This is a genomic window from Parabacteroides sp. An277 (genome assembly GCF_002159645.1).
GTDB lineage: Bacteria > Bacteroidota > Bacteroidia > Bacteroidales > Tannerellaceae > Parabacteroides.
Genome location: NZ_NFJB01000033.1, coordinates 22,524 through 34,361, shown reverse-complemented (window position 1 = coordinate 34,361; position 11,838 = coordinate 22,524). Strand labels below are relative to the sequence as shown.

9 protein-coding genes and 2 tRNA genes are annotated in these 11,838 nt (G+C 47.9%); 4 read left to right on the top strand and 7 right to left on the bottom strand.

The features are described 5' to 3' along the window. Positions 1–377: 377 nt before the first annotated feature. The 3 genes from B5F77_RS12430 to B5F77_RS12420 all read right to left on the bottom strand — a co-directional run bounded on the left by B5F77_RS12430 (position 378) and on the right by B5F77_RS12420 (position 2,670). Positions 378–2,357 carry a family 20 glycosylhydrolase gene (locus tag B5F77_RS12430; RefSeq protein ID WP_087331212.1) on the bottom strand — a complete coding sequence of 660 codons (1,980 nt, stop codon included), beginning with the start codon at positions 2,355–2,357 and terminating at the stop codon, positions 378–380. A gap of 150 nt (positions 2,358–2,507) precedes the next feature. Beyond that, positions 2,508–2,582 (bottom strand) — tRNA-Cys (locus B5F77_RS12425). A gap of 16 nt (positions 2,583–2,598) precedes the next feature. Continuing rightward, positions 2,599–2,670: transfer RNA gene (locus B5F77_RS12420), tRNA-Cys, on the bottom strand. A 277-nt stretch (positions 2,671–2,947) separates the two neighbouring features. Here B5F77_RS12420 and rfbC point away from each other — a divergent pair. The 4 genes from rfbC to speA all read left to right on the top strand — a co-directional run bounded on the left by rfbC (position 2,948) and on the right by speA (position 7,743). Continuing rightward, complete coding sequence (gene rfbC / locus B5F77_RS12415) at positions 2,948–3,493, top strand: dTDP-4-dehydrorhamnose 3,5-epimerase (RefSeq protein ID WP_087331210.1); 546 nt, start codon at positions 2,948–2,950, stop codon at positions 3,491–3,493. Positions 3,494–3,515: 22 nt separating this feature from the next. Continuing rightward, entirely contained in the window at positions 3,516–4,655 is a 1,140-nt protein-coding gene (rfbB, locus tag B5F77_RS12410) for a dTDP-glucose 4,6-dehydratase (protein WP_087331208.1), read from the top strand. Between the two features lie 17 nt (positions 4,656–4,672). After that, positions 4,673–5,749 carry a YeiH family protein gene (locus B5F77_RS12405; protein WP_087331206.1) on the top strand — a complete coding sequence of 359 codons (1,077 nt, stop codon included), beginning with the start codon at positions 4,673–4,675 and terminating at the stop codon, positions 5,747–5,749. A 101-nt stretch (positions 5,750–5,850) separates the two neighbouring features. Beyond that, a complete protein-coding gene (gene speA / locus B5F77_RS12400; RefSeq protein ID WP_087331204.1) occupies positions 5,851–7,743 on the top strand; it encodes a biosynthetic arginine decarboxylase in 1,893 nt (630 codons plus the stop codon). 66 nt (positions 7,744–7,809) lie between these two features. Here speA and B5F77_RS12395 read toward each other — a convergent pair whose 3' ends face one another. The 4 genes from B5F77_RS12395 to B5F77_RS12380 form a co-directional block, all read right to left on the bottom strand. Then, a complete protein-coding gene (locus B5F77_RS12395; protein ID WP_087331221.1) occupies positions 7,810–8,946 on the bottom strand; it encodes a DUF5009 domain-containing protein in 1,137 nt (378 codons plus the stop codon). Between the two features lie 284 nt (positions 8,947–9,230). Next, the gene (locus B5F77_RS12390; RefSeq protein ID WP_087331202.1) at positions 9,231–9,977 is read right to left on the bottom strand and encodes a DNA-binding domain-containing protein; all 747 of its coding nucleotides are present in this window, start codon (positions 9,975–9,977) and stop codon (positions 9,231–9,233) included. Positions 9,978–9,989: 12 nt separating this feature from the next. Next, positions 9,990–10,694, bottom strand: a complete 705-nt coding sequence (locus tag B5F77_RS12385; RefSeq protein ID WP_087331200.1) for a hypothetical protein — start codon at positions 10,692–10,694, stop codon at positions 9,990–9,992. A gap of 168 nt (positions 10,695–10,862) precedes the next feature. After that, a complete protein-coding gene (locus B5F77_RS12380) occupies positions 10,863–11,837 on the bottom strand; it encodes a M48 family metallopeptidase (RefSeq protein WP_087331198.1) in 975 nt (324 codons plus the stop codon). Position 11,838 lies beyond the last annotated feature (1 nt).

Below are 11,838 nucleotides of genomic sequence, written 5' to 3'. Positions count from 1 at the left end.
CGTCGGTAGTCACGGCATTGTCTACCAACCAGGCCTTTAATGCTAATTCCATGATTTCATGTACTTAAGAGTTATACAATAAACGCAAAAAGCCCGTGCACAGAGCTTCATGCTCCGCACACGGGCCTTTCACGTCGTGAATTATTTGCTTAATGTTTATTGCTTGCTTGCTTGCTTGCTTGCTTGCTTGCTTGCTTGCTTGCTTGCTTGCTTGCTTGCTTGCTTGCTTGCTAACATATTATTGCCTTTCACCAAGCGATTCATGGTAAAAGATGTTAACGGGTAATATGTTTCGCAAGTGCTTGTCATTTTATGCTTTGTTTAATCCATGCCAAAGGTACGACTTGTTTCTTATTTTACAAAACATTCGGAAGCTTTTATTCCTCTTTTGCCTCTTTCAAATAGTTCAACACCTCCACATTCGTAATGGTGCTCTTGAAATCCCCTGCCTTTTCGAGCGGGAAGACCAAGGTACGGACATAGTTCATCGAATCTTTCCCACCATTGAAATAAAGCTTCCGGATATTCATTTCCTCTTGCAACTTACCATTAATATAGAGGCTGGTCGATTGCTCATCCCCTTGGATAGAGACCTCTGCCCGTTCGCCCGGATAGAACTGGTAATTGAATACATTCAAATAGCCATCGCGGGCAAAAGCCAAACGTCCGGAGATGGGGTCTGAAAGATAGAAAACAGCATCCGGCGAACGGAACAACTCCGTGCCAGGCTCCTCCCGAACCGACTGGATATCGAACGACACCGTATAATGGTAACCAATCTGTCGCAACCCTGTCTTTTGCCCCGGCGCCAGACGCTCTGCATGGTATACCGCACGAGGTTCCAATCCGACACGTCCGGCGACATTCAACCCCGGCGCCTCGCTCAACTCCAAACGGGATTTATCGAAAGTATCATAAGGCACGGTGCAATCCTTGCCCGTCCACATCTTCACCGCCAACGTTTGCAACGCAGGGAACATGCGATAATGGATATCTTGCGGAGAGATGCCATTCCCCACATGGTCGTTCCATACCGCAAACATACCGCCCTTTATCTTCTTATCCCGTTCGGGGAATACCACATCGCCTACCACTGCCGGAGTCCATTCCTTATAAAGCTTCTCCGTATTCAGGTAATCATAATAATAACCTGCAGCTGGGACAATATACAACCAACCATCCGGAATACTAATCAAATCGTACCCCTGCTTTACCATCTCTTTCGGGTCGGCATATCCATTGTACCATGCACTCATCAAAACATTCTCCGACTTCACAGGCGTAGTTCCTTTCGCATGGGTTAAAGCGCCCCATACACAAGCCTGTTTGCCAAAACCCTCTACGAAACGGATACAATGATCGGTGAAAGCACGGAACTTTTCGACTACAGCTTGGTCTTTGTTCGAATACTCATCCGTCCCCACATGCACCCGTTTACCTCGGAAGACCGGGTTCGGCCCTTCCAAATATTCACGGAAAAGGGAATCTACAAAACCATACAACGAAGGATTAAACAAATCCAAGTGGTCCATTCCATACTTTTGGCTCCCCAACTCGGCACGATAATGCGATAAAGAAAGGGAATGAGCCGGCACATCTATCTCCGGAATAATCTCTACCCCCAAACTATCACCCAATTGCTGCAAGGCAATGAACTCCTGCTTGGTATAATAACCATCGCGAGCCGTCAAGCCGGGGAAAGTTTCGCATTCCAATCGGAAAGCCGCGTACGTCTTATCCCAATTGTGCTCAAAATATTGCTTGAAACCATTGTCGTTCAGATGAACCTGAAGCGTATTCATCTTATAATAAGCCATCATCTTGACATAATCGCGCAAATAACGCATCGGGATGTATTTCCGTCCGCAATCCATCATGAAGCCACGGATACCATAATCCGGATAATCGCGGGCTGACCCTTTCGGAAGCGAACGTTCTTCGGTCTGTTCGGCTATCTGGAGAACTGTGCGCGTTGCCCAAAACAATCCTTTTGCCGTAGGAGCCGAGAGATACACACGGTCTTTCACGTTCATCGTATATCCCTCTTCGCCCAAACGCTTGTCCGACGAAAGCGAGAGGACAAAGTCCCCTTTCGAAGAACGCCCCTCCACGACAGGTAAACGTTGACCAAACATCGTCTCGTAATCATCCGCAAATTGATGAGCTATGCGAGCCACTTCCGCATCTTTACCTGAATACACGATACGGGTCGTAGCCAAAGGAGTAAAATTACCCTCCTGCCCCTTCCATTCTTGCAACTCAGGGATTACAAACGGTTTTGCATTTTTTTCCGCATACATCGATGCCGGAAGAAAGAATAGGGCCGCACATAGCAACCCTCCATAATGTATTTTCATCGACTTAACAATTTTATAATATATAAATTTCCTACAAAAGTAGGAGATTTTTATAAATTGTGCAAGCCTTTATACAAGAAAAGCCCTGCTTTCGCAAGGCTTTCTTCAAGTTTAATCAATATTAAATATTAAAATGATGAAAGAAATTTATGGAGGTACCTGGCGGATTCGAACCGCCGTACACGGTTTTGCAGACCGCTGACTAAGCCACTCATCCAAGGTACCAGGCTTTATTTTTAAGAGGTCCCTGGCGGATTCGAACCGCCGTACGCGGTTTTGCAGACCGCTGACTAAGCCACTCATCCAAGGAACCGTTTCGCTTTTGCGAGTGCAAAGATAAGGAATTTGTTTGGATTCTACCAAATATTTCCCGCTCTTTTTCTTTACTCTTTGGCTAAACGGCTTAAATTCACCGTTATGTTTGGCGTTATTTATAGGCATAAACGAAAGTGTTCATCACTGTGTTCCTTTTCATTTATAACTATGTTTTCCACCATTTATGGACATGTTTTTCGGAAAGCAGGCGGATTATTTTTCTATCTCGCGGAAATTTGGTTATTTTGCACCGTTTTTATTTTAAATGAAAGGAAATGACGTACACAGAAACTCCGATTCCAGGGGTATGGATTATTGAGCCAAAAGTATTTAAAGATGCAAGAGGCTACTTTATGGAAGCTTTCAAGCAGGAAGAGTTTGACGCGCACGTAGGACGAACCGTGTTTATTCAAGACAACGAATCACGTTCGTCGAAAGGCGTTTTGCGCGGATTACACCTCCAAGCCGCTCCGTATGCGCAAGCTAAACTGGTGCGGGTAATCAAAGGGCGTGTGCTCGACGTGGCGGTCGACCTTCGGAAAGACTCCCCTACGTTCGCCCAGCATGTAGCCGTAGAGCTCTCGGACGAGAACAAACGTCAGTTGTTCATCCCCCGCGGTTTTGCCCACGGCTTCCACGTCTTGAGCGACGAAGCCATCTTTACTTATAAAGTAGATAATATATATATGCCTTCAGCTGAACAGGGCATTCGATACGACGACCCCACGATTGGTATTGATTGGCATATCGATGCTGACGAGCAACTGAACCTTTCGGAGAAGGATTTAAAGGCACCTTTCTTATCTTCTTTCCATTTTTAATTTTCAATCCCTATTATAAAAGATGAATACATACTTAGTTACAGGAGCAGCCGGTTTTATCGGGGCAAACTTTATCAAGTACATGCTGGCGAAATACGAAGATATCCGCATCGTCGTATTGGATTTATTGACCTATGCCGGCAATTTGGGAACTATTGCCGAAGATATTGACAACCAACGATGTTTTTTTGTAAAAGGTAATATCTGCGACCGAGAGTTGGTAAATCAGCTTTTCAATACATACGCCTTCGATTATGTGGTCAATTTCGCCGCTGAGAGCCATGTAGATAGAAGCATCGAAAACCCACAACTCTTTTTGGAGACAAACATCTTGGGCACCCAAAACCTTTTGGACGTGGCTCGCAAAGCATGGGTAACAGGAAAAGATACAAAAGGTTATCCGACATGGCGCGAAAGCGTACGTTTCCACCAGGTATCTACAGACGAAGTATATGGAAGTCTCGGCTCAACCGGTTATTTTACAGAAGAGACACCACTCGACCCACATAGTCCGTATAGTGCTTCGAAAACAAGTGCCGACCTTTTCGTCAAAGCGTATGCCGATACCTACAAGATGCCAGTCAGCATTACAAGGTGTTCAAACAATTATGGCCCATACCATTTCCCGGAGAAACTCATTCCGCTCATCATCAAAAATATTTTGGAAGGGAAGAAACTACCTGTGTATGGAGATGGCTCGAATGTACGCGATTGGTTATACGTAGAAGACCATTGCAAAGCTATCGACCTCGTGTTACACCAAGGACGTATAGGCCATATATATAATGTAGGTGGACATAATGAAAAGACGAACCTTGAAATCGTAAAACTTACGATTCATACGATTCGCCAATTAATGGAAGAACATCCAGCTTATCGCGCGGTATTGAAAAAGCAAGAACGCGACGCACAAGGCAAAATCTCCATAGATTGGATTAACGATGATTTGATTACTTTCGTCAAAGACCGCCTCGGACACGACCAACGTTATGCCATCGACCCTTCGAAAATCCAACGCGAGTTAGGTTGGCATCCAGAGACTTGTTTCGAAGAAGGTATCGTAAAAACCATTCGCTGGTATTTAGAACATCAAGATTGGGTTGAGGCGATTACCGGGGGTGATTACATCACCTACTACGAACGTATGTATGCAGGAAGATAAAGATAAACAAGAAAAATATGTTTAGCGAAAAAAGAGGAAATGTATTGCATGGCATTCTATTGATTGCCCTATTTTCCTGTTCGGCATTCTATATTGCCGAGTTGGATTTTGTCAAGAAGCTTTCGTTTAGTCCGCTTATCGTGGGTATCATCTTGGGTATGCTTTATGCCAATAGCCTTCGGAACCACTTACCGGAAACATGGGTGCCAGGCATTAAGTTCTGTACGAAACAAATCCTACGAGCGGGTATTGTCTTATACGGTTTTCGTTTGACGTTAACGCAAGTGATGGCTGTAGGACTCCCTGCCATTTTAATTGATACCATTATCGTCGGAGGCACTATTTTCTTAGGTATTTTCTTAGGGAAACTTTTGAAAATAGATAATGATACCGCTTTATTGACCTCTACAGGTAGTGCTATTTGCGGAGCAGCAGCAGTATTAGGTGCCGAACCTGTCGTGAAATGCGAAGGACACAAAACAGCTATAGCCGTGTCTACGGTTGTAATCTTCGGAACTATTTCCATGTTTCTTTATCCTATTATGTATCGGATAGGATGGTTGGATGGATTAACAAATACAGAAGTGGCCATTTATACAGGAAGTACATTGCATGAAGTAGCACACGTAGCGGGTGCAGGCAATGCTATGGACCCAACCGATACACTGGGCATAGCCGGCACCGCCACTATTACCAAGATGATTCGCGTCATGCTCCTTGCGCCTGTGTTGGTTATTATGGGATTTGTCTTGGCTGGACGGAAAAAGAAAGAGGCAGATGGACAAACAGAAAAAAGTAAAATAACGATTCCATGGTTCGCATTTGGATTTATCGGCATCATCTGCTTAAATACGCTTCTCCAACATTTATTTCATGTAGAAAGTGTGAAAGAAATTCCATTCAATGGTGTCATTGAATATATTGATACATTTATGCTTACGATGGCCATGACAGCCCTTGGCACAGATACCAGCCTAGACAAATTTAAACAAGCAGGCGCGAAACCTTTTGTCTTGGCGGCTTTGTTATATGTCTGGCTCGTAGGAGGAGGATACGCATTAGTTCACTTCATTACGCCTTTATTTGAGGGATAATCCAACGGAACCTTGCGTAACATCCAAAAATATTTCGTATATTTGAACCGCTATTTATCATATCATTTTTTTACCTCTAAAATTGAATAAGAAGAAGTAGAATGAGAAAATGGAAAATTGAAGATTCAGCCGAACTTTACAACATCAACGGTTGGGGGCTGAATTACTTTTCGATTAATGAAAAAGGCCATGTTGCCGTACAGCCCAAGGTGGATGGTCCCCTCATCGATTTGGAAGAACTGATGGAAGAGCTACAAATCCAAGATGTAGCAGCACCTGTCTTGCTTCGATTCCCAGACATCCTGCACAACCGTATCGAGAAAATATCCAGTTGCTTTGATATCGCAGCCAAGGAATACGGCTTTACGGCTAAGAACTACATCATCTATCCTATCAAGGTCAATCAGATGCGTCCTGTAGTAGAGGAGATTGCCAGCCATGGGAATAATTTCAACCTTGGCTTGGAAGCGGGTTCGAAACCGGAGTTGCATGCCGTCCTTTCGATTGATATCGACAATGACGCTATGATTGTATGCAATGGGTACAAGGACGAAAGCTATATCGAACTGGCCCTTTTAGCTCAAAAGATGGGACGACAAATCTTCCTCGTGGTCGAGAAGATGATGGAACTGAAGACTATCGCCGCACTGGCCAAACGAATGAACGTACAACCCAACATCGGCATACGTATCAAACTGGCTAGCTCGGGCAGTGGCAAATGGGAAGAATCGGGAGGCGACGTGAGCAAGTTCGGGCTCAACTCCAGTGAAGTGCTCGAAGCGCTCGAACTCTTGGAAGCGAACGGGCTGAAAGATTGCTTAAAGTTGATTCATTTCCATATCGGTAGCCAAGTGACCAATATCCGCCGCGTCAAGACGGCCTTGCGCGAGGCTACGCAATTCTACGTCCAGCTCAAGCAGATGGGATTCAACATCCAGTTCTTCGACATGGGTGGCGGATTGGGTGTCGACTATGACGGTACACGCTCTCCCTTGAGCGGCAATAGCATGAATTATTCGATTCAAGAATACGTAAACGATGCTGTCTCTTCCATTGCAGACGTATGCAAGAAATTTAACATGGAGCAGCCCAATATCATCATCGAATCGGGACGTTCGCTCACGGCGCATCACTCCGTGTTGATTATCGAAGCATTGGCCAGCACGCACCTGCCTCAATGCGACGAGAACGAAGAGCTTCAACCGGATGCACACGAGCTGGTGCGCGAATTATACAATCTATGGGATAACCTGAACCAGCCTCGCCTCATCGAGACGTGGCACGATACGGTACAATGCCGCGAAGAGGCTCTCGAACTGTTCAATCTGGGTCTGCTCGACCTTCGGACACGTGCCCAGGTGGAACGCCTCTTCTGGTCTATCGCACGGGACGTATTCGAGATGGCAGAGAGCGTGAAACATGCACCCGACGAGTTGAAGAAGATATCGAAACTCTTGCCGGATAAGTACTTTTGCAACTTCTCGCTCTTCCAATCCTTGCCCGACTCGTGGTCTATAGACCAGATATTCCCCGTGATGCCTATCAGCCGGTTGAACGAGCAACCTACCAAGTCTGCCACGCTGCAGGACATCACGTGCGACTCGGACGGTAAAATCGACAACTTCATCTCTACGCGCAATTTCTCTTATCATTTGCCCGTCCACAAGCTCAAGGCCGGAGAGCATTACTACTTCGGCATTTTCCTCGTCGGGGCTTATCAGGAGATATTGGGCGACATGCACAACCTCTTTGGCGATACCAATGTCGTACATATCAAGGTGAAGGGCGACCATTACGTTATCGACAAGGTAATCGAAGGCGAGACCGTGGCCGACGTGTTAGAGTACGTCCAGTTTAACCCGAAACGCATGGCGCGCTCCATCGAAGTATGGGTTGCCTCTTCAGTAAAGAAGGGTACCATCTCGGCAGAGGAGGGTCGCGAGTTCCTATCCAATTACCGTTCGGGACTCTACGGCTACACCTATTTGGAATAAATAAAAAGGAATCATGAATAGCGAAGCGTAATCCAAGGTTCACCTCTGTGATTACGCTTTTTCTTTTCATACCTTTAGGAAGACTTGCCGCTTATACATCATCCACAAGATAATGTAAATGACCAACGCATTGCAGATTTCTATCCACACGCCATAAAAACTCCCCATATACTGTTCCAACCCAAAGAAGACCGACTGCCCGATACTTCGGAAGCTGACGCACATCGCCAGCATATAAGCCACGATGGAATTCATGCCATAGACGCGCAACCACGTCGTCTGCCGCCACCATCCTTTGTGGTCTATCAGGTAATAAAACAAACCCATCAACAGGAAGCAATACCCGCTGCTTACCAATACCATCGAGCTGGTCCACAACTTCTTGATAACCGGAAGCACCAGACCCCACGTCCAGCCCACGACGACCATCGCCGCACCAATCGCCAGCAACGCCTTCACTTTCCGGCCCGACGCCCACGCCTTGCTCTTTAAAATATGTCCGGCGAAAAGCCCCGTCAATACCGTCACACCAAAGTTCAAGCTGCTGAGTATCCATGTATAATGATACCATTCAGCAAACACTACCACACCGTCTTGTACCGTCGCACCGTCGCGGAAACGACCCAATACCGTGCGGTCTATCCACTCCGCTAAGTTGCCGTCCGGCGTATAGTTTCCGCCTCCGTAACCATCCACGCGGATCCACGCCATCGCACCCCAATAGACCAGCAACAACGCCACGGCCACACCCACTTGCGTCCGCACGTTCGTATGCAAGAAAAGTATCGCTGCAATCAAGTATCCCATCGCTATCGATTGCAACGTATTTGAATAGAAGTAAATGCGGTTTGGATCCAGTCCCAGTAGGTTTCCCTGGCACATCATGCCAAATATCCATAGCAGCAACACACGCTTTGCAATGCGCCGGTACACCGCCCCCTTATCTGCCATCTCGCGGTAACGGCTGAAGGCGAACGGCATCGATACACCCGCCATGAACAGGAACAGCGGCATCACCAAATCCCACGACGAGAACCCCTCCCACTCGACGTGCGAAAAACACCACATCACGGGCTGCAACCATTCCGCATCCGACGCACGCCCTACCGCATGCATCACGCTTTCCAGCCCCACCAAACAAAACAAATCGACTCCACGCAACACGTCGAGCGATTCCAACCGTTTGTACATCTTTGTTTCCATCATCTTTTATCCATTTTGATACGACAAAGTTAGCAATTCCCCCCAACGCCACAAACGATTCATTCCAAATAAAACTCATATAAACTGCATTATACGGATTCCATTGCCTGTTAAGGAACGACACCCTCCCCTTATCAGGCAACGCTATCTTTACGGGTCAGTTAATGCGCGTTGTGCACTACTGCACAATGATGCGATGCAGGAGCGCACAACAGCACGATGCACTACTGCATAACGACACGATGCAGGAGCGCACAATGCGGATTAACTGAACAGTAAAAGCATCATTCACTGAGCAGTGAAAGGGGGTTTAAATAGGTTATTACGCGAGGCTTACGTAGCAAGCGAACGCCTGTGGTATAATACGTCTCGATGCTGAGGGTGTACTCGCCTGCGGGCAGGCCGGGCGGGAACTGGAAGGTGAGGCGCTTGGGGTAATTCTCGACGATGCGCTCGACGGGATGCTCCTCCCCGGTCGTGCAGTCCGTCAGGACAAGGCGGCCTATGCCTGAGCCATCTGCATTGATACACTTGATTTTATGCCCACGGAGGCAGGGCAGGCTGGACGGGGTGAAGGTGTCGGTCTTTTGGCGGGTCGTGAGGTCGATGAGGTCCACGATTTTCGCCCCGCCGTTCTCGTGCAGGTTGCCATTGTAGACCAGCTTGATGTGGTCGAGCCCGGCAAGGAAGTCGGCGGTGGGCGTGATGCGGATGTCGCCCTTATGAAGCTGTGGCTCAACGCTTCCCGTACGGTCGAAGACACCCGAGATGGAAGGGCTGTAGCGGGCGAGGCTGGTCTGGACGCGGTTCCCGGCATAAACCGCCCTGCGGATCGCCTCTTCCATAAGGCGGAAAACGCCGACGAGCGTCTCGGGGCTGTATTCGGTTCCGCGACGGATAACCTCTTTCGCAATATCTTCTATGCTAAACGTTTGCAACACGCGGACGGAGGCCAGGAAGTCCGTCTCGTCGTCCTTCGTCATGGCGTTTTCATGCAGGCTGAAAGGCCAGGTGTAGGTTTTCTCTATCATGCAAACACCTCCTTAATAATCGATTAATTTAGGTAACAAAGATAGGTCCGCGTCGGGAAGATAATAGCTGAGGTGCCGGCAGACGCGGTCGAGCGAAACATCGGGGTCGAAACAGGTGGCCGCATGGAGCCGCGCAGGCTTGAAAAGCACTTCCGGCGTGGCATAACGCGCAACGCCCCATCCATAAGGTTGCCCATAACGGTCGATACGGTACTCGAAGTCGGCAATGACCACGAGGGTCTGCATCTCCAGACGCGTCAAGATCGTCTCCAAAGAGGGAGACTTCGGCTGTTTCGGGACAGGGACATCCAGGACCGGCTGCCCTTTCAAACGGTTCGAACGCTGAAAGCCACATAGCTTGCGGATATCCGACGTAAGCAGCGACTCGTGGCTACGAATCGCCTCATACACTTCCAACACCTTGCCTGCAAGGCTTTTCGGCACCTTACCCCGGCGACGGATATTCACCAGATGCGAGAACCAATCCAGCGTGACAAACCCCGCCTTCCCGCCGAAGAACTTGCCATACGCGATATCGCCCTCACGGATAACGGGGCCTTTCCATTCCCACACGCCCTCTCCCTCTTCGGGAAACCAACAACGCTCGTCCGCCATCTCTTCGACGGAAAAGCCCTCCACCTCGTTCCGGAAAAGAGGCAAGAGCCCAAACTCGCGAACCGCGTGAAGCAATGATTCATAACTTGTTATCTTATTCATAAATGTTGTCTCCTTAAAATAAAAACGATGGCACACAGAGTACACAGATATTACAAGATGACCACTGATCTCTCCAAGTCATACAGGGTGAACAGAATAGAAAAAAATCTGTGGTTATCTTGTAATATCTGTGTACTCTGTGTGCCATTTTATACATAAATATATGCTTTAAAACTGTTCCAAGACTTCGATACGTTTCTGAATAGGCGGATGGGTAGCGAAGAGACCGTTCAACCCACCCAAAAAACCCATGGCCTGGTCGCCGGGCTGGGCAATGAAGAGCTGCGCGATGTCGGCGCGATGAACAGATTCGACGGTCGGGTCTCCCGATATTTTCCGGAGCGCACTGGCCAACGCGAGTGGATTGTGCGTCATCTCAGCCGAACCTGCATCGGCCAAATATTCCCGCTTGCGGGAGATGGCAAAACGCATCAACAACGCGAAGAAATACCCAATAGCCGCCACGAGAAGTGCCAGCAACATGACGATGATGACACTGTTCCCTTTCTCGTCCCTCCGACGGGGAGCCCACGACGAATAATACACCCACTGCATGCACATTTGCGCCACCATCGAGAAGATACCCACGAAGACAATCGAGATAATCAACAGACGCACATCATGGTTACGGATATGCGAAAGCTCGTGGGCAATGACCGCCTCCAGCTCCTCGTCGTTCAATTTGCGGATAATGCCCGTTGTAAGCGTCACCGTATAGGTTCGTTCGTTGATGCCACTGGCAAAGGCATTCAACGATTCATCCTCGATGACACAGAGCTTCGGCATCTTCATACCTTGGCTGATGCAAAGGTTCTCCACCAGATTATAGACCCGCTTGTTATCCTTGCGTTGCAACGGCACAGAGCCCACCGCCGAGTTGATGATGCTTGTATTGGCGAAATAAGCAATCACGAACCAGACCAACACGCCGCCCATCACATACGGCAGGTAATGAAGGAACATCCCGTTTGAATACCAGACAACCCGCGACATATTGCTTCCATCGTCCGGCATAGAAATGTAATGCAACAGGAAACAGAACAGATACAACATCCCCGCCACAAGGCACGGGAAGAGACAAAGCAGAAGCAACGAGCGGAAGTTGTTCCGGCTCTGTTGCGTCTGTATTCCTACGTATTTCATA